Genomic DNA, 22312 nt, shown 5'->3' with positions numbered 1-22312 from the left:
ACGGCACAGGAGAGGTGAGGCGGGTGGCTCCGGTGGGCGGTACGGCGGTTCAGGACCACGTGGCCCTCGCCGAGATCGAGCTGTGCGGAGAGTTGATCATCGCCGCCTCGGCCGCCGAGGACCGGCTCAGCCTGGAGAGCATCGACGAGGTGCTGCGGGTGGCCGAGGAGCGGGAATCGGCCGAAGTGTGAGAGGGGCGGTGCCGGTGCCGGGGGCTCCTTTCCGGCCGGCTCCGCCGGTGCTCGAGGCTCAGGTGCGCAGCAGGCGGCCGATCGCCTTCGTCGCCTCCTCCACCTTCGCGTCGATCTCGTCACCGCCCTCGACGGCCGCGTCCGCGACGCAGTGCCGCAGGTGCTCCTCCAGCAACTGCAGCGCGAAGGACTGCAGAGCCTTGGTGGAGGCGGAGACCTGCGTGAGTATGTCGATGCAGTACGTATCCTCGTCTACCATCCGCTGCAGACCGCGGATCTGGCCCTCGATCCGGCGCAGCCGCTTGAGGTGCTCGTCCTTCTGCTTGTGGTAGCCGTGCGTGGCGCCGGCCTCGGTCGTCGTCATCGCGGGCCTCCATCTCGGGGACAAGCTGCGGATACATACCCCTGCCGGGTATATGGTAACGAACTTTGCCGGGTAGGAGCCCCTTGGTACGCCCCCGTGCTGATCACTGTGTCCGATGGGCGACACTGGGGGACGGCCCGATAGCCGTGGCCGGATGATGCGCCTAGCATCAGCCTGACCGAAACCGAAGCACCCCGAGGACCACACGTGCGCTTTCGTCTGACCCCCAGGGAGACGAGCTTCTACGACATGTTCGCCGCCTCCGCGGACAACATCGTCACCGGCTCGAAGCTCCTGATGGAACTGCTCGGGGCGGACTCCTCCGCCCGGGCCGAGATCGCAGAGCGTATGCGGGCCGCGGAACACGCAGGTGACGACGCCACGCACGCGATCTTCCACCAGCTGAACTCCTCGTTCATCACGCCGTTCGACCGTGAGGACATCTATACCCTCGCCGGGTCCCTGGACGACATCATGGACTTCATGGAGGAGGCCGTCGACCTGGTCGTCCTCTACAACGTCGAGGAACTGCCCAAGGGCGTCGAGCAGCAGATCGAGGTGCTGGCGCGGGCGGCCGAGCTGACGGCGGAGGCGATGCCGAACCTCCGCACGATGGCCAACCTCACCGAGTACTGGATCGAGATCAACCGGCTGGAGAACCAGGCGGACCAGATCCACCGCAAGCTGCTCGCCCACCTCTTCAACGGCAAGTACGACGCGATCGAGGTGCTCAAGCTCAAGCAGATCGTGGACGTCCTGGAAGAGGCCGCGGACGCGTTCGAACACGTGGCGAACACGGTGGAGACCATCGCCGTCAAGGAGTCCTGAGGCGTCGATGGACACCTTCGCTCTGGTCGTGACCATCGCGGTCGCGCTCTTCTTCACGTACACGAACGGTTTTCACGACTCCGCGAACGCGATCGCGACGTCGGTGTCGACGCGGGCGCTGACCCCGCGGGCGGCCCTCGCCATGGCGGCCGTGATGAACCTCGCCGGTGCCTTCCTGGGCTCCGGGGTCGCCAAGACGGTCAGCGAGGGCCTGATCGAGACACCCCAGGGATCGAAGGGGCTGGGCATCCTCTTCGCGGCGCTGCTCGGCGCGATCGTCTGGAACCTCGCCACCTGGTACTTCGGCCTGCCCTCGTCGTCCTCGCACGCGCTGTTCGGCGGCTTGGTGGGCGCGGCGCTGGCAGGTGGCACGACCGTGCTCTGGGGCGGCGTCCTCGACAAGGTCGTCATCCCGATGTTCGTGTCGCCGTTCGTGGGCCTGATCGTCGGTTACCTGATGATGACGGCGATCCTGTGGTTGTTCCGCCGGTCCAACCCGCACAAGGCCAAGCGGGGCTTCCGCATCGCGCAGACCGTGTCGGCGGCCGGCATGGCCCTCGGCCACGGCCTCCAGGACGCCCAGAAGACCATGGGTGTCGTGGTGATGGCACTGGTGATTTCCGGCCACCAGACGTACGGCGATCCGATCCCGGTGTGGGTGAAGATCGTCTGCGCGATGATGCTGTCGCTGGGCACGTACGCGGGTGGCTGGCGCATCATGCGCACGCTGGGCCGCAAGATCATCGAGTTGGACCCGCCGCAGGGGTTCGCGGCCGAGACGACCGGTGCGTCGATCATGTTCACCACGGCGTTCCTCTTCAAGGCGCCGATCTCCACGACCCATGTGATCACCTCGGCGATCATGGGCGTCGGCGCGACCAAGCGCGTGAACGCCGTCCGCTGGGGCGTGGCCAAGAACATCGTCCTCGGCTGGTTCATCACGATGCCGGCGGCGGCACTGGTCGCTGCGCTGGCCTTCGGCCTGGTGAACCTGACGGTGCTGTAACCGGCACCCCTGCCTCTTCCCCACCCGCCCACCCTTCCCACCGGCTGAAAAGCCGCCCAGGAAGGGTGGGCGGAGTGGGCAGCCGGCCGAGCCGGTGGGGGGAGCAATGCGTGGGCCCGCCCCCGGGAGCCGGGGGCGGGCCCTTTTGCGTCCTCGCGGTGGCACCGCCATGCAGCACCGCGAGGGGTCCGTGACCGGCGTCGGCCTAGCCGAAGCGGCCCGAGATGTAGTCCTCCGTGGCCTGGACGGACGGGTTGGAGAAGATCCGCTCGGTGTCGTCGATCTCGATCAGGCGCCCGGGCTGGCCGACGGCCGCCAGGTTGAAGAACGCCGTGCGGTCGGAGACACGCGCCGCCTGCTGCATGTTGTGCGTCACGATGACGATCGTGAAGCGCTCCTTCAGCTCACCGATCAGGTCCTCGATGGCGAGGGTGGAGATCGGGTCCAGGGCGGAGCAGGGCTCGTCCATGAGGAGGACGTTGGGCTCGACCGCGATCGCCCGGGCGATGCACAGACGCTGCTGCTGGCCGCCCGACAGGCCGGAGCCCGGCTTGTTCAGGCGGTCCTTCACCTCGTTCCAGAGGTTCGCGCCCTTGAGCGACTTCTCGACTATGTCGTTCAGCTCGCTCTTCTTGTAGCTGCCGTTCAGACGCAGGCCCGCCGCCACGTTCTCGAAGATCGACATCGTGGGGAACGGGTTCGGGCGCTGGAAGACCATGCCCACCTCGCGCCGGACCGACACCGGGTCGATGCCGGCGCCGTACAGGTCCTCGTCGTCGAGCAGCACCTTGCCCTCGACGCGGCCACCCGGGGTGACCTCGTGCATGCGGTTGAGGGTCCGCAGGAACGTCGACTTGCCGCAGCCGGACGGCCCGATGAACGCCGTCACCGAGCGCGGCTCGACCGTCATCGAGATGTCCTCGATCGCCTTGTGGGAGCCGTAGTAGGCGGTGAGTCCGCTTACGTCGATTCGCTTGGCCATGTCTACTTCACTTCCAGGAATTCAGGCTCGGTCGCTGTATGGCCGCGCTCAGCGACCGGTCTTCGGGGCCTTCCAGCGGGCGATCCCGCGGGCCACCAGGTTGAGGATCATCACGAAGGCGATCAGTGTGAGCGACGCCGCCCACGCGCGGTCGTACGCCGCGTTGGCGCCCGCGCTCTGCGCGTACTGCTGATAGATGTACAGCGGCAGCGACGCCTGCGCGCCCTCGAACGGGTTGTTGTTGATGAACGGGTTGCCGAACACCAGCAGCAGCACCGGCGCGGTCTCGCCCGCGATGCGGGCGATGGCGAGCATGATGCCGGTGGTGATGCCGCCGATGGAGGTCGGCAGGACCACCTTCAGGATTGTCCGCCACTTCGGCACGCCGAGCGCCAGGGAGGCCTCGCGCAGTTCGTTCGGGACGAGCTTGAGCATCTCCTCGGTGGAGCGGACGACGACCGGCATCATCAGGATGGCCAGGGCCAGCGAACCGGCGAAGCCGAACGGCTGCATCTTGAAGATGAGCATCAGGCTGAGGATGAACAGACCCGCGACGATCGACGGGATGCCCGTCATGACGTCGACGAAGAAGGTGACCGCCTGGGCGAGGCGACCCCGCCCGTACTCGACCAGGTAGATCGCGGTGAGCACGCCGATCGGGGCACCGATGAGGGTGGCCAGGCCGACCTGCTCCAGGCTGCCGATGATGGCGTGGTAGATGCCGCCGCCCGGCTCGGAGTCGGCGACGACACCCATGGAGTGGGTGAGGAAGTAGACGTCGAGGACCTTCACGCCGCGCGAGACGGTCGTCCAGACCAGGGAGACCAGCGGGATGACGGCGAGCAGGAAGGCGACCCAGACGAGGGAGGTGGCGACCCGGTCCTTGGCCTGCCGGCGGCCCTCGACCGCGGTGGCGATGCCGTAGGTGCCCAGGATGAAGAGGATCGCGGCGATCAGACCCCACTGGACCTTGTTGTGCAGGCCCGCGGCGAGGGCGATGCCGATCGCGACGGCGACGGAGCCGGCGGCGATGGCCCACGGGGACCACTTCGGCAGGCTCGCGCCACGCAGCGTGCTGGGGCGCTTGTCCGTGACGGCTGCGGTGCTCATGCGTTGGCCCCCGAGTACTCCTTGCGGCGGGCGATGATCGCACGGGCCGCGCCGTTGACCAGCAGCGTGATGACGAAGAGGACGAGACCGGAGGCGATCAGCGCGTCCCGGCCCTGCTCGGTGGCCTCACCGAACTTGCTGGCGATGTTCTGGGCGAAGGTGCCGCCGCCCGGGTCGAGCAGGCTGGCCTGGATGTCGTAGCTCGGGGAGAGCACGGTGGCCACGGCCATCGTCTCGCCGAGGGCGCGGCCGAGGCCGAGCATCGAGGCGGAGATCACGCCGGAGCGGCCGAAGGGCAGGACCGACATGCGGACGACCTCCCAGCGGGTGGCACCGAGGGCGAGCGCGGCCTCCTCGTGCATCCGCGGGACCTGGCGGAAGACCTCGCGGCTGACGTTGGTGATGATCGGCAGGATCATGATCGCCAGCAGGACGCCGACGGTGAGCATGGCGCGGGGGGCGCCGCCCTCCCAGGAGAAGATGCCGGTCCAGCCGAGGTAGTGGTCCAGCCAGCCGTACAGGCCCTGCATGTGCGGGACGAGGATGAGGGCGCCCCAGAGGCCGTAGACGATGGACGGCACGGCGGCGAGCAGGTCGATCACGTAGGCGATGGCACCGCTCAGCTTGCGCGGGGCGTAGTGCGTGAGGAACAGCGCGATCGCGACGGCGATCGGCACGGCGATGGCCATGGCGATGACCGACGAGACGACCGTGCCGAAGGCCAGCACCGCGATACCGAAGACCGGCGGGTTGAGGTTGGTGTTCCACTCGAACGTGGTCAGGAAGTTCCCGTGGTCCTTGCTGATCGCGAGGGACGCGCGGTAGGCGAGGAAGACCGCGATCGCGGCCATGATCACGAGCAGCAGGATGCCGGAGCCACGTGACAGGCCGAGGAAGATGCGGTCGCCGGGGCGGTTCGCGCCGCGGGCGTTGCGCTTCTGCTCGGTGACCGTGGGCTGGGGCGCCGGGGGAGGTGCGTCGGTTGTCTTGGTCGATATGTCCATCGGGTTCTCCGGTCTGCGGAGCCAACCACCCCTGTGGGGCCGCGGCTCGTGGCGGCGGTGCACCGGACGGTGCGGCCCGGCCCTGTGGGGACCGGGGCCGCACTCTCGGAATCAGGTCAGCTCAGGCCGTCGATGGTGGTGCGGACCTTCGCGATGATCTCGTCGGGGATCGGGGCGTAGTCGTTCTGCGTCAGGACCTTCTGGCCGTCCTCACCGGCGATGTAGCGCAGGAAGGCCTTGGTGGCGGCCAGGGTGTCCGCCTTGTTGCCCTTGTCGCAGATGATCTCGTAGGTGACCAGGGTGATCGGGTAGGCGCCCTCGGCCTTGGTCTTGTAGTCGAGCTGCAGCGTCAGGTCCTTGCCGGTGCCGACGACCTTGGCGGCCGCGATGTCGGCGGTGGCGGAGTCGGTGGACGGCTTGACCGGGGCCTTGGCACCGGTGTCGATGGCGACGGTGGTGATGTCCTTGGCGTAGGACAGCTCGAAGTAGCCGATCGCGCCGGAGTTCTGCTTGACGCCCTGGGCCACACCGGCGGAGCCGGAGGCCGCCTGGCCGCCCTGCGCCTGCCAGGCCTTGCCGCCGGAGTACTTCCAGTTGTCCGGGGTGGTGGCGATCAGGTACTTGGTGAAGTTGTCGGTGGTGCCGGAGTCCTCGGAGCGGTGGAACGCCTGGATCTTCAGGTCGGGGAGCTTCGCCGACGGGTTCAGCTTCTTGATCGCCGGGTCGTTCCAGTTCTTGATCTTGCTGTCGAAGATCTTGGCGATCGTCGGGGCGTCCAGGACCAGGTTGTCGACACCCGGGACGTTGTAGCCGAGGGCGATCGGGCCGCCGACCATCGGCAGGTCGATGCCCTGGCCGCCGGAGCAGACCTTCTTGGAGGCGGTGACCTCTTCGGGCTTCAGCGCGGAGTCCGAACCGGCGAACGCGATCTGGCCCTGGTTGAAGGAGGTGACACCGGCACCGGAGCCGGCGCCCTTGTAGTTGATCTGCACGCCACAGGCCTGGGAGAACTGCTTGACCCAGGCGTCGATCGCGTTCTTCTGCGCGGAGGAGCCGTCCGCGAGCAGCTGACCCTTGGCGTTGTCGCACTTGATGGAGCCCGCGCTGGCCGAGGCCGACGACTTGCCGCCCGAGTTGTTGTTGCCGTTGTCGTCGGAGCCGCACGCCGTCAGCGCCAGGGCGCCGGAGACGGCGATCGCACCGAGGGAGACGGCGCGCAGCCGGTTCTTGCGCTGAAGCTTCACTTTCGGGAGTTCCTTCCAGGAGCCGCCGCTGTCGGCGGCGTGCGAAGTCGTGAGATGCGTGAGCGCATGTATGGCCGCACTCCGCACCGTGCACGGCCGAAACTAGGCAGAACAGGTGAAGCCGCCGATGGCCGGAAGTGAACGAGAGGTGAACCCCTGCCGTCAGCCCGGTGAGGTCACGGAATGCTTACGGGGAGAGCACGTGGAGGTCCCGGCGGCCGGGTTACGCGGACATGTATGCGATGTTCTCCACCCGATCCGGGGAACCCCGCGACGCATGACGTCGTCTCGTTCAGGAGAGCCGAGGAAAGGCGACGGACATGGAACGGCGTACGTTCATCTCGGGCGGGGCGGCCGCCCTGGCGACGACCGCACTGACCGGGTGCGGTGCGGGCGGAAGCCACCCCGCCCCGGCCGCGGCGCACACCGGCAAGCCGTCCGGCTCATCCTCCCTCACGACCCTGAAGTCCACCAGCGCGAACGCCGCCGCGAACTGGACGGCCCTCGCCCGTGACCTGGACGGCGCCCTGGTGCAGCCCGGTGACACGTCCTGGAAGACGGCCCACCAGCTGTACAACACCCGCTTCGACGGCCTGAAACCGGCCGCGGTGGCCTACGTCGCGCACACCGCCGACATCCGGACAACGCTGGCGTACGCCCACGCCCACAACGTACGGGTGTCGATTCGCAACGGCGGCCACTCCTACGCCGGCTACTCCTCCGGCGACAACCGCCTGATCCTCGACGTGTCCAAGCTGAACCGGGTCCGGGTGAGCGGCGGACAGGCGGTCGTGGGCGCCGGCTCAAAACTGATCGACGTATACCGGGCGCTGGCCGCGAAGGGCGTGACCATACCGGCCGGCTCCTGCCCCACCGTCGGCGTCTCGGGTCTGGTGCTCGGCGGCGGCCACGGGGTCGCCTCCCGCGCCTACGGCCTGACCTGCGACAGCCTCACCCAGGCCACCCTGATCACGGCCGACGGCACCCAGGTCACCGCCGACGCGAGCCACCACTCCGACCTGTTCTGGGCGCTGCGCGGCGCCGGCAACGGCAACTTCGGCGTCGTCACCGAGCTGCACTTCAAGACCCACCCGGCACCGCAGGCGGTCACCGCGTACATGACCTGGCCCTGGTCGAAGGCGGCCGCGGTGCTCAAGGCCTGGCAGGCCTGGGGCCCGAGCCAGCCCGACGAGATCTGGTCCTCCCTGCACCTGGCGTGCTCGCCGGGCCGGACCCCGACCATCTCGGTGGCCTGCTTCTCTCTGGGCACCTACGGCGAACTGCAGAACGCCGTGGACCGCCTGGCCCACCAGGCCGGCGCGAACGCCTCCTCCGTCACCCTGCGCCGCCGGGGCTACGAGGAGGCGATGGAGATCTACGCCGGCTGCTCCTCCTTCTCCGCCGACTCCCAGTGCCATCTGCCCGGGTCCACCCCGGGCCGCTCGCCGCAGGGCAGGCTCGGCCGTGAGACGTACGCGGCCCGCTCCGACTTCTTCGACCGCTCGCTGTCCGCCGCGGGCATCCAGACCGTGCTGCGGCAGATCAGCTCCGTGCGGGGCGGCGCGGGCAGCATCGCGTTCACGGCCCTCGGCGGCGCGGTCAACCGGGTCTCCCCCACCGCGACGGCGTTCGTCCACCGCCGCTCCCGGATGCTGGCCCAGTACATCGCCTCGTGGGGCGCGGGGGCGTCCGGCAGCACCGCGCAGTCCTGGCTGACGTCGGCCCATGACGCGATGAAGCCGTACGCCTCGGGTGCCGCGTACCAGAACTACGCCGACCCGACGCTGAAGAACTGGCGCACGGCGTACTACGGGGACGCGGCGACGCGGCTGGGGAAGGTGAAGAAGAGTTACGACCCACAGCGCTTCTTCTCCTACGCGCAGGGGCTGTAGGCCGGGCGCTCCCGCGCGAGCGCGTGGCTCAGCAGTGGCAGAGCACGTCGACGACCACGGCGTCCGGGTCGAGGTTCTCCAGCTGGTCGTCGGCCCACTCCCAGTAGCCCTCGCCGCCGCCGTCCTTCCACCGGCCGTCGAGGGTGAGCAGCGCGTACCCGGCGACGGCGCTGCGCAGTGCCCCCTCGCGCACCCGCTCGTGGTCCACCGCGAAGTAGGCGACCGGGTCGGTGGTGAGGAACGACATGCCGAAGTGCGGGTCGCCCGCGACCGCCCGCTGGGCCACCTCCTGCACCAGGGGCTGCAGCAGATGGTCCTCCTTCGCCTGCGCGAGGGGGTAGCCGTCCGGGTCGGACTCGTGGCGGGCGACGAACTCCGACAGCGGGCGGGCCGGCGGATGCGCCGCGGCCAGTGCCTCCCACGCGGCGCGCAGGGCGTCGTGCTCCCCGACCGCCCGCCGCCGCATGGCGTCCAGGTCGAGCAGCCCCCGGGGACCGCCGTAGCACTCCAGCGGGCCGAGCGGCTCGAGACCGGCCTTGCGGCGGGGGACGGTGGCGGCCGTGAGGAGCCTGCGGTCACCGTCGTGCTCGGGCCGGACCAGGTAGGGCGTCTCGGGGTGCACGTGGATGTACCAGGCGTCCCATTCGCCGACCGGGTTCCAGTCGTCGCCGGCGTTCATGTCGTACGGCGCCATGGCCACGGCTATCGCCGCCGGCACCTTGCGGGGCGCGGTCGGCGGCAGGCACACCGTGGCGAAAAACTTGGTCATGCGCGGGAGCGTACGGCTATGCCGCGAGGTCGCGCTCCTCGGTTTCCAGGCGCTTGCGGGCGCCGGACAGCAGGGCGTCCCGGCGGTCCGCCGCCGGCCGGCGCCGCACGATCCACCCGGCGCGCGGCGAACGCTCCACGGCCCGCATCAGCGGGGTGAGCAGCGCCGTGGCCGGCGGGGACAGCAGCAGGACGACGGCCGTGCCCAGCGCGAATCCGCCGATGACGTCCGTCGGGTAGTGCACGCCCATGTAGACCCGGCAGAAGCCCTCCAGCAGGGCCAGGACGATGCCCGCGAGGCCGAAGCGGCGGTTGGCGACGAAGAGTCCCACCCCGAGCGCCATCGTGATCGTCGCGTGGTCGCTGACGAAGGAGAAGTCGTTCTTGCCGGAGACCAGGACGTCCAGGCCCCGGTGGTCGACGAAGGGGCGGGGGCGTTCGACGAAGCCCCGGATCGGTACGTTCACCAGGACCGCGAGGCCGGCCGCGAGCGGGGCCCAGAGCAGCGCGGCCACCGAGGGCGCGGCGTCCTCGCCGGCCCGGCGCCGCACGGACCACCAGCACCACAGGATCAGCGCCACCATCGCGAGCAGCAGACCGTACTCGCCCACGAACTCCATGGCCCGGTCGAACCAGTGCGGGGCGTCCTTGGCCAGGCCATTGATGTCGTAGAGCAGGTCGACGTCGGGGTTCGATCCGGATTCGGCGAGTACAGCCATGGTGCTGCGGCCCCTTCGTCGTTGTTCCGGACGCACCGGGTGTGCGTCGCTCCTGCCCCCCGTGGGTCGTAGATCCGCTTCCGCTGCACTGCCGCACTGACGTCCGCTCGGCTACGTCAACAGGAACGCACAGCCACCATTGATACGTTCCACTCTCCACCGAATGATCACGCAGACGTTATCGAAGAGAGACTCATCACCGCAGCTCAGGGGGTGGGTTCACGCTCGGTTCACACTGTCGTGGGGAGTGCTTTTGCGCCATCTTCGGTGACCCGTGTGGCACCGAAGTAGTCGGGGGTGTCGACCGGGTCGAACCGGATCACGGCACCCGACCGCGGAGCGTCGATCATGTACCCGCCGCCGACGTAGACACCCACGTGCCGGATGGCCCGGGAGTCGGTGAGGTCGTCGGAGAAGAAGACCAGATCGCCGGGGAGCAACTGGTCCCGCGACGGGTGCGGCCCCGCGTTGTACTGGTCGTTGGCGACCCGGGGCAGGGTGATGCCGACCTTCTCGTACGCGGCCTTGGTCAGACCCGAGCAGTCGAAGCGTCCGCCCTGGTCGGCGGTGCCGTCGCCACCCCACAGATAGGGCGTGCCGAGCTTGCCCTGCGCGAAGGCGATGGCGCCGGCGGCCTGCCGCGTGGGATCGATCCGGGTCACCGGAGCGGCGAAGCTCTTCTCCAGGCTGCGGATCCGCTGGACGTAGTTCCGCGTCTCGCTGATGGACGGAACCCCGCGCGCCCTTATGACGCGGTAGGCACCCGCGTTGTAGGCGGCGAGCATGTTGTCGGAGGTGTTCCCGGGCACGTCCTTCACGTACTTCGCCAGCTCGCAGTCGTAGGATGCGGCCGACGGAATCGCGTCATTCGGGTCCCAGATGTCGCGCTTGCCGTCGCCGTTGCCGTCGATGCCGTGCGTCTCCCAGGTGCTCGGGATGAACTGCGCGATGCCGCGCGCGTCGGCCGGGCTGACGACGGTCGGGTTCCAGCCGCTCTCCTGGTACAGCTGGGCGGCGAGCAGCGCCGGGCTGAGCGCCGGGCACAGGTTGCCCCACTGCTGCACGAGCTGCTTGTAGGCGGCCGGCACGGCTCCCTTGGCGAGCCCCCGGCTCCCCGAGGTCACTCCGTTGACGAGATTGCCGGCGATGACGTACACCCCGACGACGAGCAGCATGACGAAGCCCATGCCGAGCCCGACGGCCACCCCACCGATCACCCATACCTTCCGCACGGTTCAACTTTCCCCCATGCGGGCGCCGGTCAAGGCCATTTGGACGTGAAGTGGCGTCATTTCACAAGCGGCGGCGCGGAGGTGACCCTTTCTCAGGAGCCGTCGGTGGCGTCCTCGTACAGCTCCGCCGCCTCTCTCCCCAGCACCACGCTGAAGGAGATGTCGGCGGTGGCGCCGCCCTGTTCGTGGCCGCCGAGGATGCCCACGACCTGGCTGTCGCCGTTGATCCAGGGGCTGCCGCTGGTGCCGCCCGTGAAGTCGGGGCAGGCGATGCGCTGCTGGGTGCCGCTGTGCGGGGCCGGCCTGTTGGTGCAGCTGATGGGCGCCTCTCGGGAGTCCGGGTAGCCGGTGACGGTCACGGCGGTGGCACCGGTGGCCACCCCGGCCGTGAGCCGGTTGGCCCCCACGACGTCCTCGATGTGCCTGCCGTCCAGTTCGGCGACGGTGGCGAACGCGAGGTCACTGTCCTCGTCCTGGCCCTTGACCCACCCGTCGGGCACGAAGCGCCGCGTCACCTTCCACACCCCGTAGGGCGCCCGCCCGTTCCGGTAGCCCGGCGCGAACACCAGGTCGCCGGCGACGCCGGTCACGCAGTGCGCGGCGGTGACGATGAGATCGCCCCGCGGGCTGTGCACCACCGAGGCGGTGCAGAAGTGGCCCCCGGGCAGCCGGGGCGCCCGATCCGCCCGGTGCACGCCGAAGAGCGCACCTATCCGCACGCTGTGCCGGGACGCGACGGCATCGGCGGTGACCCCCAAGGGTCCGCGACCGTCGTCGGCGGCGGCCACGGACGCCGAGGTCAGGGCGAGCAGCACCACGGCGCCCAGCAACGCGGGACGCGAGGTCGGCGAGACGCGTGAGATGCGTGAGATGCGCTTCATCGGGCCCCACTCTGTCCCACGGAGGTGAGAAATCCGCTCCGACGTCACTGAGATTTTGCTGTGAACCCCTGGTGCCCCGCCACCGCAGCCTTGAAAAGCCCTGGCAGAACCGGGCGGCGCGGATCACAACGTGGCCGTCGTCCCGCCCTCCACCGTTTCCGCCGGTGTGGTCTCGGGCCGCGGAACAGACCCGTCACCGCGTCACCGCTCCGCCGCCGCGAGCCCCCACTCCACGCCCGTCAGCTCCTCCGACAGCGTCCACAGCCGCCGGGCAGCCTCCGGGTCGCTCGCCGCGGTGCTGCGGCCGACCAGGGTGGGAGCACCGCGCATCTCACCGGGGCCGCCGGGGCCGACGTACGACGCGCCGGGGAGGTCCTGGGTGGCCGCGTAGAGGGTGGGCAGGGCGCCGGCCTTGTCGTCCTGGGCCAGGAAACGGTTGCCGATCTGCATGGCGATACGGGCGACGGGGTTGGCGGCGTGGCTCTGGAGGTTCGTGGCCGCCCAGCCGGGGTGGGCCGCGAGGGCGCGGACGGAGGAACCGGACTCGGTCAGGCGGCGCTGGAGTTCCAGGGTGAACAGGAGGTTCGCCAGCTTGGACTGGGAGTAGGCGCGCTGCGGGGTGTAGCGGCCGGTGAGGTTCGGGTTGTCGAAGTGGATCCTGCGGTCGCCCATCCGGTGTGCGGCGGAGGAGACCGTCACCACCCGGTCGCCGACATACGGCAGCAGCAGGTTGGTCAGGGCGAAGTGACCGAGGTGGTTCGTCCCGAACTGCATCTCGAAGCCGTCGACGGTCCGCTGCTCCGAAACCAGCATCACGCCGGCGTTGTTGATCAGCAGGTCCAGCGGGCGGTCCCAGGAGGCGGCGAACTCGCGGACGGAGGCCAGGTCGGCGAGGTCGAGCCGGCGCACCTCCGTGCTGCCGGTCACGCGCGCGGCGGCGGCCCGGCCACGCTCGGGATCCCGTACGGCGAACACCACGTGCGCTCCCGCGCGGGCCAGCGCGTCGGCGGCGGCGAAACCGATGCCGCTGTTGGCGCCGGTGACCACGGCCGTGCGGCCGGAGAGGTCGGGGAGGCGGGTCGCGTTCCATGAGCGCGCGGTGCGCGCGGCGGTCTTGTCAGCCATGCCCCTGAATGTAGACGGCGCCAACAATGCTGTCAATGACAACAATGGTGACGCCGCCTACAAAGCTGACGCTGACTACATTCCGATACGATGGCCCACATGCCCGAGAACCGCCGCTACCACCACGGAGACCTGCGCGCCGCCCTCCTGACGGCCGCCGAGCGGACCCTGCGCGAGCGCGGCGCCGGCGCCCTCTCCCTGCGTGAGCTGGCCCGCGAGATCGGGGTGAGCCACGCCGCCCCCGGCCGGCACTTCAAGGACAAGCAGGCCCTGCTCGACGCCCTGGCCCTGGCCGGGTACGAACGGCTCGCCGGCGCCCTGGAGGCCGTGGACGACGCGAGGCTGCCCCTGGAGCCGCGACTGGCCGGGCTGGCGAAGGCCTACGTCGGGTTCGCCGTCGAGAACGCCACGCTGCTGGAGCTGATGTTCACGCGCAAGCACGACCCCGACGCCTCGGCGCACCTCGCCGACGCCGTGGACCGATCCGTCGGCTCCTTCATGCGGCTGGTCGCGGACGCCCAGGCACGCAACGAGATCGTCGCCGGCGACCCGGAACGCATCACCCTCGTCGCCGCCTCGAGCCTGCACGGGCTCGCCGCCTTCGCCGCCAACGGCTCGATCCCGCCGGAGCAGGTCCTGACCGGCCTCGACGAGCACGTACACCACCTGCTGAACGGCCTCAAGCCCCGCTGACCGCCACCGGGCACGTCACGGAGCACGGCATCATCCGTCACCACCCGTGAGAACATCGTCCCGACGCCTCACCCGACCAGCCGTCAGAAACGTGCCAGGCCGTAAAGAGGGTCAACGACGGAACCACACGACAGGTTCCGGTCTGACCTCGTTGCCCGGCGTGACCTGCCGTGATACACAGAGTGACCGTACGTGCCATTCGTACGAAACCCGCCAGTCAATGACGTCAAGTCGACATACGTTGGCGACGTTGTCGGCGACAATGAGTCCTGACCTCTGCACACCGCAGGGGCGCTCGCGGAACTACCCACCAGGGGCGGTGATTTACATGCTCTTCGCGGCCGACAAGGGAGACATCAACACCATCATCGGCGGGATCGCTCCGGACTGGGGCCCCTTCGGCACCCTGGGCAACGAGGCCAAGGTGATGATCGAGGTGGTCATGGCCGTAGCCATCCTCCTCTGCCTCGGCATCGCGGTATGGGGCGCGGCCAAGCAGCGGATCGGCGCGACGGCCCTGCGCGACACGTTCAGCGCGGAACAGGGCAAGGGGCTCATCATCGCCGGCCTCACCGGCGTCTTCATCATCGGCTCCCTAGGCACACTGTTCACCATCGTGTACGGCATGGCGGTCTGACGCCCTTTCCGCTCGCCTTCCCTCCCGGGCACGCCCGGGTGCCCCCTCCACCCCACCCACCCGTCGTGCCCACCGGCTGAGGTTGCGTCTCCCTGATGTCGAGTCACCACACCGCGCCCGCGCGGGAACCAGCACGGCTACCGTCGTATGTCCACGAGGTGGAGGGGGCGCACGCGGCATGAGTCCGGGAGACGAGCAGGGTTACACCGACTACGGCGACACGGGCCACACCCGCACCCGCCTGCCCGAGGGCGACCCCTACGGCGGCGCCCCACGCCGGGGCGCCCGCCGCTCCTCCTCCCGCAGCCTGGTGACCGTCGTCGGCGTGGTAGTCCTCCTCATCGCAGCAATCGCCTTCGCGAACCGGGGGGACGATTCAACTGCCGACGGCGCGACGGCGAAGGACGACCAGCCGAGAGCCGCATCGACGGCAGCCAGCGGAACCAAACCGGTGGAGACGAAGACCGGCAACATCCCCTCGGGCTTCGCCCACACGGAGCAGGGGGCGCAGAGCGCCGCGGCGAACTACGCCTCGGCTCTGGGATCTGACGGCATGTTCAACACTGCTCTACGCCACCAGATCGTGCAGACCATCGCTGACCCCAGCACCGCGAGCAGCATGCAGTCAGGATTCGACGCCGACTACTCGGCCGCGTTTCTGCAGAAGATCGGTCTCAACGCCGACGGCAGCGCGCCCAAGGGCAGCACTTTCGTGAACCGCACGATGCCGATCGGCACCAAGGTCACGTCATTCAGCGACAGTGCGGCCACGGTCTCGGTCTGGTGCAACGGCCTCTTCGGGCTCGCCGGCGACAGTTCGACCAACCCGGTGACCAGCAGTTGGTTCACCGTGACCACGAAGCTGAGCTGGAACAGCGGTGATTGGAAGGTCCGGGAATCCAGCCAGAGGACCGGTCCCACTCCCGTCACCGGTGACACCCCTGTGTCCGGGGCCGACGAGATCAGCAAGGCGGTCCAGCAGTTCGGAGGCTTCACATATGCCCGGTAGCCAGCACCGCGCGCTCAAGCTCACCGGCCTGGTGGCCGCCGTCCAGACAACCGTCGTGCTCTTGGCCACGAGTGCGGTCGCAGCCCCCAAGCCGACTCCCTCCAAGAGCGACGACCCGTGCTCGCTGATCGCAGGGCCTGCCAAGAAGTACTGCGAGAACGGCAGCGGCGCCTCCAACAAAGGCCTCACCGGCACCCCCAGCAATCCCCTCACCGACACCCTCGACCCCCTCTCCTCCCTGGCGAAGGGGTGTGCTGACGCTGCCTCCTGGACCATCGGGAAGCTCAGCAAGGCCGTGACCGAAACCGCCACCGTAGATTTCACCAACGCCAAGTTCCTGCAGCAGTACGCCGTCGTGTTCGCCGCGTCGACGATCCTGACCCTCGTGCTGTGGCTGCTGGCCGTGGCCAAGCGAGCCGTGCGCGGCGTGCCCCTCACCACCGCCATCTCCGAAGCCGTCGGCTTCCTGTGGCTCACCGTGCTCGCCTCCGCCTTCACCCCGCTGATCCTCTACACCGTCGTATCGGCGACGGACGGCGTCACGGACGTCCTCGCGAAGGCCACCGGCGACCAGACCGACACCTTCTTCGGCACCTTCTCCGGCGCCCTCGGCAAGGGCACCGACATCGGCGGCGGACCGATCATGCTGATCGTCGTCTCCCTGGTCAGCATCCTCGCCGCCGGCATCCTCTGGCTGGAGCTCGTCATCCGCGCCGCCCTGCTCTACGTCGGCGCCCTCCTCGGCACCGTCGTCTACGCGGGACTCGTCGACAAGAACCTGTGGGGACACGTCCGCCGCTGGGCCGGCGTCATGATCGCCGTCATCCTCGTCAAACCGGTCATCGTGATCGTGCTCGGCCTCGCCGGGGCGCTGTCCGGCGACAGCGGCCCCGACGCCTTCTCCGCCGTCGTCTCCGGCCTCGCCATCATCCTGCTCGCCATCTTCGCCAGCGCGATGATCTACCGCTTCGTCCCCGGCTTCGGCGACGAGATCGCCGGCTCCCGCAGCAACCGCATCATGCAGGGCGCCGAGGGCAAGGCCGCCGCCGTCATCAGCTCCCCCGCCACCCTCGTCGCCCAGGGCATCAAGACCCACAGCACCCGCGCCGACAGCGGCGGAGCACAAGGACAGTCCAGCAGCCCCCGCCCGGCCAACCCAGCCGCCGGCGGTGTCGCCGCCCACAGCAGCCGTACCCCCACCGGGGGCGGCGGAGCCGTCCCCTCCGCCACGCCCGCGCCCCGCGCGCCCAGCCCGGTCAACACCCCGCACGCCAGCAACACCCGCAACAACCGCTCGGGAGGTGAAGGGCGTTGACGACCGAGTCCCACCTGTCCCATCCGGTCACGCCCCGCCGTACGTATCTCATCGGCCGCGCCCGGCCGAACGCGATCGTCGGCCGGAACCGCGAATCCGGCGAGATCGCACTGATCATCGCCGGCGCGTTCCTCGGCATGATGTGCGGACTCCTCGTCCCGGTCCTGTCCCTGCGCATCGTCCTGCTGATGGGCTTCCCGCTGCTCGCCCTCGCCGCGGTCTACGTGCCGTACAAACGCCGCACCTTCTACAAGTGGTTCGAGATCAACCGCAGCTACAAGCGCACCGTCAAGCGCGGAACCGCCTACCGGTCGAACGTCATGGAGGCCGGGACACGCCTCGACGGACGGGAGGTGGAGATCGGCCCGCCCCCGGGCATCGGGCGCATCTCCTGGCTCGCCGCTCCCTTCGGGCCCGACGAGATCGCGGTACTGCTGCACGCCGACCGGAAGACGGTCACAGCCGCCATCGAAATCGAAGGCCCCGGCGTCGGCCTACGCGACTCCGAGGACCAGGAAGCCCTGGTCGACCGCTTCGGCACGCTCCTCAAGCACGTCGCCAACGGAGACGGCTTCGTCACCCGGCTGCAGATGCTCGCCCGCACGCTCCCCGCCGACCCGGACGCGCACGCCAAGGACGTCGCCCTGCGCGGCGACAACCGCTCCCCCGACTGGCTGCAGCGGTCGTACGACCAACTGGCGTCCATGGTGTCCACCAGCAGCGAGCAGCACCGCGCCTACCTCGTCGCCTGCATGCACTACAACCGCGAACTGGCCGCCGAGGCCCACGCCATGGCACGGGCCGTCCGCGCCCACGGCGGCAAGGTCGACCGGGACGCCGGGCTCGCCGTCGTCATGGCCCGCGAGCTGACCGACATCTGCTCGCGGCTCCAGGAGGCCGACATCCGCGTACGGCAGCCGCTCGGTCAGGGGCGGCTGGCCTCGCTGATCCACTCCATGTACGACCCGGACCATCCCATCGACCACATCCAGGCGATGACCAAGCGCAACGCCTGGCCGGCCGAGCTGGACGCCATGGAGCCCACCTACCTCCAGGCCAAGACCCGGGAGTCCAGCACCCGCGCCCCCTGGTGCCACGCGACGGCGTGGGTGAAGGAGTGGCCCATGACCCCCGTCGGTGTCAACTTCCTCGCCCCCCTCCTCGTCCACACCCCGGACGTCATCCGAACGGTCGCCGTGACGATGGATCTCGAGCCCACCGAGGTAGCCATCGAACGCATGCTGACCGAGAAGACCAACGACGAGGCCGAGGCCTCCCGCGCCGCCAAGATGAACCGCACGGTGGACCCCCGCGACATCGCCGCGCACAACCGCCTCGACCAGCGGGGCGAAGACCTCGCCAGCGGCGCGGCAGGCGTCAACCTCGTCGGCTACATCACCGTCTCCTCCCGCACCCCGGAGGCCCTCGCCCGCGACAAGCGCACGATAAGGGCCTCCGCCGGCAAGTCGTACCTCAAGCTGGAGTGGTGCGACCGTGAGCACCACCGCGCCTTCGTGAACACACTTCCCTTCGCCACCGGCATCCGAAGGTAGGGGCTGATTCGCCGATGCGGGATCCGCTGTCCGTCCTCACCGACGCCTTCACCGCCTTCCTCTTCGGGAAGGTGGAGACGACCCGGCTGCCGGTGCGCACCTCCACGGGCCAGGCCCAGGCGGTGTATCTGCCCACCGCCGCGCCCGGCCTCGGCGACTCCGGCGTCATCATCGGCCGCGAGGTGTACTCCGGAAAGGGCTACATCTACGACCCCTTCCAGCTCTACGGCCAACAGCTCCCGGCCCCCCACTGGCTCGTCCTCGGCGAGTCCGGCAACGGCAAGTCGGCGCTGGAGAAGACGTACGTCCTGCGCCAGCTGCGGTTCAAGGACCGCCAGGTCGTCGTCCTGGACGCCCAGGGCGAGGACGGCGTCGGCGAGTGGAACCTGATCGCGCAGGAGCTGGGGATAACCCCCATCCGGCTGGACCCGACGGCCGCCCTGGACATGGGCATCCGGCTCAATCCACTGGACCCGGCGATCACCACCACCGGCCAGCTCGCGCTGCTCCGGACGATCATCGAGGTGGCGATGGGCCATGGCCTGGACGAACGCTCCGGCTTCGCCCTCAAGGTCGCCCACTCCTACGTCAACGAGACCATCGTCGACCGCCAGCCCGTCCTGACCGACATCGTCGAACAGCTACGGCACCCCGAACCGGAGTCCGCCGAGGCGATGAACGTCGCCATAGACGACGTACGGGCCTGGGGACTCGATGTCGCCCTGGTGCTGGACCGGCTGGTCGACGGTGACCTGCGCGGCATGTTCGACGGCCCGACCACGGTCGGCATCGACCTGGACGCCCCGCTGATCGTGTTCGACCTGTCCCACATCGACCGTAACTCCATCGCCATGCCCATCCTCATGGCGATCGTCGGCGTGTGGCTGGAGCACACCTGGATCCGCCCCGACCGCAAGAAGCGCATTTTCCTGGTCGAGGAGGCCTGGCACATCATCAACAGCCCCTTCGTGGCCCAGCTGTTCCAGCGGCTGCTGAAGTTCGGGCGACGGCTCGGCCTGTCCTTCGTGGCGGTCGTCCACCACCTGTCCGACGTGGTCGACGGGGCCGCGGCGAAGGAGGCGGCGGCCATCCTGAAGATGGCGTCGACCAGGACGATCTACGCCCAGAAGGCGGACGAGGCGCGGGCCACGGGCCGGGTGCTGGGTCTGCCCAGATGGGCGGTGGAGATCATCCCGACCTTGACGCCCGGCATCGCCGTCTGGGATGTCAACGGCAATGTCCAGGTGGTCAAGCACCTGATCACGGAGACGGAACGCCCACTGGTCTTCACCGACCGCGCGATGACCGAGTCCTCCGCCGACCTCATGGCCGACGACGCCCTGCGCGCCGCCGAACTGGAGGCCGAGCAGCGGGCGGCGGCCTTCGTGGAGCAGCACCTGGGCGACTCCGAAACGACGGTGGCGTAGGGGGACGGCGTGAGACCGGACGCTCGCGACCGCAGTGACGACCGGCGGGAGGGCCAGGGCGGCATCCCCGACGGCCTCCTGATCGGCCTACTCGCGTTCCTCCTCGGCATGACCGTGCTGGTGTGGACGGCCACGGGCCTGGCCGCCCTCGTCGCCCAGGGCGCCTGGCCCGACGGCGTCACGTTCACCCGCACCCCCCTGGCCATGCGCCACCTCATCGGCCGACCGCACGACCTCGCCGGCGCCTGGCCGGACACCCCCGCGGCCCAGCTGTCCGGCTGGGGCCTGTTCTGGGGCCTGTTCATCGGCCAGCTGATGACCCTGTTCGTCCTCGCCATGTTCGTGATGGGAGCGGTGGCACGCCGGCGAGCGGGTAAGGCCGGACGGCGAGCGGAGCAGGCCGCGGCGCCGGACCGGGAACCGGAAACACGGGCGCCGAGCCAACCCGGGCAACACCGGCAACGATACGAGGTTCCCGTCCCCCGCACGGAGCCGGAGCCCCGGCCGACCGAGCCGGCCCTGGCAGCGCAACCGGCGGAGCAGGCCCTGGCAGCGCGGCCTGCGGAGCCGGTTCAGGAGGCGGCTGCGTCGCCGGCCCCCTTGGGCGCCGCCCCGGGCGACGGTGAGCGGACGGTCGGGTGGGAAGCGCACCGCACCGAAGGCACGGTGCGCTACGGACCACCCGCGGTCCGCCACTCATCCGCGGCCCAGGCCATCCAGGACGCACAGGGCCCCACCCTGGTGGTCACCTCGAACCCCGCCCTCTGGCAGGACAGCAAGGACGCCCGGGCCAAGCTGGGCCCCACCCTGCTCTACGACCCCACCCACCTCTGCGACACCCCCGCCCGCCTCCACTGGTCCCCCACCACAGGTTGCGAAGACAGACAGACCGCCCTGCGGAGAGCCACCGCCCTCCTGAGCCCGGTCCAGCCCACAGCGAAGATCGACCAGGCGGTGGCCGATACGGCGATAACGCTCCTGAGGAGCTACCTCCACGCCGCCGCCCTGGAAACCCGCACCATCCGCCACGTCCACCGCTGGTCCCAGGGCAACCAGATCCAGGACGCCGTACGAACCCTCCGTACCCACCCCAAGGCCGCCCCCGGCGCCGCGGGCGAGCTCGAGGCCGCCCTCACCGCGCACCCCGAACGCCGTGACATGGCCCACGAGTTGACGAGCCGAGCCCTGTCCGCCCTTTCCACGGTCAACATCCGCGAGGCCTGCACTCCAAACCGAACTGATGCGCTCGCCTTGGATTCCTTCGTCCACGAAGGGGGCACGCTTTATGTGGTCGGTGAATCCATCGAGGACCCCCGGAGCAACCCCGGCGCGATGCCGCTCCTGACGGCCCTCGTCTCAAGCGTGGTCGAGCACGGCCGGCGCATGGCCGAACGGTCATCCTCCGGTCGGCTCGACCCACCACTCACCCTGGTCCTGGACGACATCGCGGCCGTCGCCCCCTTCCCGGACCTGCCGGGCCTCGTCGCCACCGGAACCGACCAGGGCCTTCGGACCCTCGCTCTCCTCCGCTCCCGCGAACAGGCCCGCTCCCGCTGGCCGCACCAGGAACTACCGGTATAAGACCGGTTTCCCGAAACCCCGGCCCCGGAACACGAGCCCCGGAACTACCGCTCCAGAACGAACTCCATCTCGTTCTCGCCCTCGTCCTTCGAGAACGCCACGACCAGCCCGCTGGGCACGAACCCCACCTTGCGGTACGCCCCCTGCGCCCGCGCGTTGTCCGCGTGCACGAACAGCCGCACCCGCTCGGCACCGCGCTCCCACGCCCACGCCACACCGGCGTCGACGAGTGTCTTGATCAGCCCGTTTCCGCGGTGCTCGGGCCGTACGAACACGCCGACCACATGCCCCTGCCGGCGCTCGACCGGGTGCCCGGCCCAGTCCGTCGTGCCGGCCTCTTCGACGAGCACGGTGACCGTACCGGCCCAGGTCCCGTCCGGTGCCTCGGCGATGACCTGCCGTGCCGACTCCGACCTCTCTCCGGAACCGATCGCCCGCTCCTGCCAGAACGCGTCCGACTTGGCCGAGGCCTCCTCGTACGTCTCAAGGAAGGCGAGATGCGCGACCGGGTCCCGTAGGGCGTCCAGGCGCAGCCGCTTCACGGCGGTCCACTCGTCGGGACGTATCGCGCGGACAAGGTAGTCATCGCTGTTCGAGGTGCTCATGCGGCCACCGTAGCCCGCACCCCGGGCCCGCTCACCCGAATATTCGAGGCTGAACGCAGAAAACCCCCGCATCTTTCGATGCGGGGGTTTCCCTAAAATTTGTTCGGCGGTGTCCTACTCTCCCACAGGGTCCCCCCTGCAGTACC

General features: G+C 69.6%; 22 protein-coding genes. 11 read left to right on the top strand and 11 right to left on the bottom strand.

Going from position 1 to position 22312, the window contains the following annotated elements; translation table 11 throughout:
• Window positions 1–23 precede the first annotated feature (23 nt).
• Window positions 24–191, top strand: a complete 168-nt coding sequence (locus AC07C1_RS37790; protein ID WP_478946691.1) for a hypothetical protein — start codon at window positions 24–26, stop codon at window positions 189–191.
• 58 nt (window positions 192–249) lie between these two features.
• Here AC07C1_RS37790 and AC07C1_RS37785 read toward each other — a convergent pair whose 3' ends face one another.
• Window positions 250–555: a metal-sensitive transcriptional regulator gene (locus AC07C1_RS37785; RefSeq protein WP_478946669.1), complete on the bottom strand. Its 306-nt coding sequence runs from the start codon at window positions 553–555 to the stop codon at window positions 250–252.
• A 207-nt stretch (window positions 556–762) separates the two neighbouring features.
• Between AC07C1_RS37785 and AC07C1_RS37780 the strand changes: the two genes are divergently transcribed.
• A complete protein-coding gene (locus AC07C1_RS37780; RefSeq protein WP_478946668.1) occupies window positions 763–1383 on the top strand; it encodes a DUF47 domain-containing protein in 621 nt (206 codons plus the stop codon).
• 7 nt (window positions 1384–1390) lie between these two features.
• Window positions 1391–2389, top strand: coding sequence for an inorganic phosphate transporter (locus AC07C1_RS37775; protein ID WP_478946667.1), 999 nt, complete (start codon window positions 1391–1393; stop codon window positions 2387–2389).
• Window positions 2390–2594: 205 nt separating this feature from the next.
• Here the strand turns inward: AC07C1_RS37775 and pstB are convergent, their stop codons facing one another.
• From pstB to pstS, 4 genes are all read right to left on the bottom strand, one after another.
• The gene (gene pstB, locus AC07C1_RS37770) at window positions 2595–3371 is read right to left on the bottom strand and encodes a phosphate ABC transporter ATP-binding protein PstB (RefSeq protein WP_478946666.1); all 777 of its coding nucleotides are present in this window, start codon (window positions 3369–3371) and stop codon (window positions 2595–2597) included.
• Window positions 3372–3419: 48 nt separating this feature from the next.
• A complete protein-coding gene (pstA, locus tag AC07C1_RS37765; protein WP_478946665.1) occupies window positions 3420–4481 on the bottom strand; it encodes a phosphate ABC transporter permease PstA in 1062 nt (353 codons plus the stop codon).
• Window positions 4478–5485, bottom strand: a complete 1008-nt coding sequence (gene pstC / locus AC07C1_RS37760; protein ID WP_478946664.1) for a phosphate ABC transporter permease subunit PstC — start codon at window positions 5483–5485, stop codon at window positions 4478–4480. Before pstC ends, pstA begins: the two co-directional genes overlap by 4 nt.
• Before the next feature lie 116 nt (window positions 5486–5601).
• Window positions 5602–6729: a phosphate ABC transporter substrate-binding protein PstS gene (pstS, locus tag AC07C1_RS37755; RefSeq protein ID WP_478946663.1), complete on the bottom strand. Its 1128-nt coding sequence runs from the start codon at window positions 6727–6729 to the stop codon at window positions 5602–5604.
• A gap of 320 nt (window positions 6730–7049) precedes the next feature.
• Here pstS and AC07C1_RS37750 point away from each other — a divergent pair, with 320 nt between their 5' ends.
• Window positions 7050–8621 (top strand): FAD-binding oxidoreductase, encoded by a 1572-nt coding sequence (locus AC07C1_RS37750; protein WP_478946662.1) that lies wholly within the window; start codon window positions 7050–7052, stop codon window positions 8619–8621.
• A 28-nt stretch (window positions 8622–8649) separates the two neighbouring features.
• On the opposite strand, the gene AC07C1_RS37745 is transcribed toward AC07C1_RS37750, so the two are convergent.
• The 5 genes from AC07C1_RS37745 to AC07C1_RS37725 all read right to left on the bottom strand — a co-directional run bounded on the left by AC07C1_RS37745 (window position 8650) and on the right by AC07C1_RS37725 (window position 13346).
• The gene (locus tag AC07C1_RS37745; RefSeq protein ID WP_478946661.1) at window positions 8650–9390 is read right to left on the bottom strand and encodes a hypothetical protein; all 741 of its coding nucleotides are present in this window, start codon (window positions 9388–9390) and stop codon (window positions 8650–8652) included.
• A 16-nt stretch (window positions 9391–9406) separates the two neighbouring features.
• Entirely contained in the window at window positions 9407–10108 is a 702-nt protein-coding gene (locus AC07C1_RS37740) for a phosphatase PAP2 family protein (protein WP_478946660.1), read from the bottom strand.
• A 230-nt stretch (window positions 10109–10338) separates the two neighbouring features.
• Window positions 10339–11295, bottom strand: a complete 957-nt coding sequence (locus tag AC07C1_RS37735) for a C40 family peptidase (protein ID WP_478946690.1) — start codon at window positions 11293–11295, stop codon at window positions 10339–10341.
• A gap of 137 nt (window positions 11296–11432) precedes the next feature.
• Window positions 11433–12221, bottom strand: coding sequence for a trypsin-like serine peptidase (locus tag AC07C1_RS37730; protein WP_478946659.1), 789 nt, complete (start codon window positions 12219–12221; stop codon window positions 11433–11435).
• Window positions 12222–12422: 201 nt separating this feature from the next.
• Complete coding sequence (locus AC07C1_RS37725; RefSeq protein WP_478946658.1) at window positions 12423–13346, bottom strand: oxidoreductase; 924 nt, start codon at window positions 13344–13346, stop codon at window positions 12423–12425.
• A gap of 90 nt (window positions 13347–13436) precedes the next feature.
• Between AC07C1_RS37725 and AC07C1_RS37720 the strand changes: the two genes are divergently transcribed.
• The 7 genes from AC07C1_RS37720 to AC07C1_RS37690 all read left to right on the top strand — a co-directional run bounded on the left by AC07C1_RS37720 (window position 13437) and on the right by AC07C1_RS37690 (window position 21561).
• A complete protein-coding gene (locus AC07C1_RS37720) occupies window positions 13437–14039 on the top strand; it encodes a TetR/AcrR family transcriptional regulator (protein WP_478946657.1) in 603 nt (200 codons plus the stop codon).
• Between the two features lie 328 nt (window positions 14040–14367).
• Window positions 14368–14676: a hypothetical protein gene (locus tag AC07C1_RS37715; protein ID WP_018548503.1), complete on the top strand. Its 309-nt coding sequence runs from the start codon at window positions 14368–14370 to the stop codon at window positions 14674–14676.
• Window positions 14677–14854: 178 nt separating this feature from the next.
• Entirely contained in the window at window positions 14855–15685 is an 831-nt protein-coding gene (locus AC07C1_RS37710; protein ID WP_478946656.1) for a DUF8175 domain-containg protein, read from the top strand.
• Entirely contained in the window at window positions 15675–17000 is a 1326-nt protein-coding gene (locus AC07C1_RS37705; RefSeq protein WP_478946655.1) for a hypothetical protein, read from the top strand. The genes AC07C1_RS37710 and AC07C1_RS37705 overlap by 11 nt, the downstream gene beginning before the upstream one ends.
• Complete coding sequence (locus AC07C1_RS37700; RefSeq protein WP_478946654.1) at window positions 16997–18553, top strand: SCO6880 family protein; 1557 nt, start codon at window positions 16997–16999, stop codon at window positions 18551–18553. Before AC07C1_RS37705 ends, AC07C1_RS37700 begins: the two co-directional genes overlap by 4 nt.
• Before the next feature lie 14 nt (window positions 18554–18567).
• Complete coding sequence (locus AC07C1_RS37695; protein ID WP_478946653.1) at window positions 18568–19980, top strand: ATP-binding protein; 1413 nt, start codon at window positions 18568–18570, stop codon at window positions 19978–19980.
• A 9-nt stretch (window positions 19981–19989) separates the two neighbouring features.
• Window positions 19990–21561, top strand: a complete 1572-nt coding sequence (locus AC07C1_RS37690) for a P-loop NTPase family protein (RefSeq protein ID WP_478946652.1) — start codon at window positions 19990–19992, stop codon at window positions 21559–21561.
• Between the two features lie 44 nt (window positions 21562–21605).
• On the opposite strand, the gene AC07C1_RS37685 is transcribed toward AC07C1_RS37690, so the two are convergent.
• A complete protein-coding gene (locus tag AC07C1_RS37685) occupies window positions 21606–22166 on the bottom strand; it encodes a GNAT family N-acetyltransferase (protein ID WP_478946651.1) in 561 nt (186 codons plus the stop codon).
• Window positions 22167–22312: the final 146 nt, after the last annotated feature.

Source organism: Streptomyces sp. NPDC045022 (genome assembly GCF_056432605.1).
This window is presented reverse-complemented; position numbering and strand designations above follow the sequence as displayed.

Coding starts and splice junctions, on each gene's coding strand:
- AC07C1_RS37785 (WP_478946669.1), bottom strand. CDS start 555: ATGACGACGACCGAGGCCGGCGCCACGCACGGCTACCACAAGCAGAAG.
- AC07C1_RS37775 (WP_478946667.1), top strand. CDS start 1,391: ATGGACACCTTCGCTCTGGTCGTGACCATCGCGGTCGCGCTCTTCTTC.
- pstB (WP_478946666.1), bottom strand. CDS start 3,371: ATGGCCAAGCGAATCGACGTAAGCGGACTCACCGCCTACTACGGCTCC.
- pstA (WP_478946665.1), bottom strand. CDS start 4,481: ATGAGCACCGCAGCCGTCACGGACAAGCGCCCCAGCACGCTGCGTGGC.
- pstC (WP_478946664.1), bottom strand. CDS start 5,485: ATGGACATATCGACCAAGACAACCGACGCACCTCCCCCGGCGCCCCAG.
- AC07C1_RS37750 (WP_478946662.1), top strand. CDS start 7,050: ATGGAACGGCGTACGTTCATCTCGGGCGGGGCGGCCGCCCTGGCGACG.
- AC07C1_RS37745 (WP_478946661.1), bottom strand. CDS start 9,390: ATGACCAAGTTTTTCGCCACGGTGTGCCTGCCGCCGACCGCGCCCCGC.
- AC07C1_RS37740 (WP_478946660.1), bottom strand. CDS start 10,108: ATGGCTGTACTCGCCGAATCCGGATCGAACCCCGACGTCGACCTGCTC.
- AC07C1_RS37735 (WP_478946690.1), bottom strand. CDS start 11,295: ATGGGCTTCGTCATGCTGCTCGTCGTCGGGGTGTACGTCATCGCCGGC.
- AC07C1_RS37730 (WP_478946659.1), bottom strand. CDS start 12,221: ATGAAGCGCATCTCACGCATCTCACGCGTCTCGCCGACCTCGCGTCCC.
- AC07C1_RS37725 (WP_478946658.1), bottom strand. CDS start 13,346: ATGGCTGACAAGACCGCCGCGCGCACCGCGCGCTCATGGAACGCGACC.
- AC07C1_RS37720 (WP_478946657.1), top strand. CDS start 13,437: ATGGCCCACATGCCCGAGAACCGCCGCTACCACCACGGAGACCTGCGC.
- AC07C1_RS37715 (WP_018548503.1), top strand. CDS start 14,368: ATGCTCTTCGCGGCCGACAAGGGAGACATCAACACCATCATCGGCGGG.
- AC07C1_RS37710 (WP_478946656.1), top strand. CDS start 14,855: ATGAGTCCGGGAGACGAGCAGGGTTACACCGACTACGGCGACACGGGC.
- AC07C1_RS37705 (WP_478946655.1), top strand. CDS start 15,675: ATGCCCGGTAGCCAGCACCGCGCGCTCAAGCTCACCGGCCTGGTGGCC.
- AC07C1_RS37695 (WP_478946653.1), top strand. CDS start 18,568: ATGCGGGATCCGCTGTCCGTCCTCACCGACGCCTTCACCGCCTTCCTC.
- AC07C1_RS37685 (WP_478946651.1), bottom strand. CDS start 22,166: ATGAGCACCTCGAACAGCGATGACTACCTTGTCCGCGCGATACGTCCC.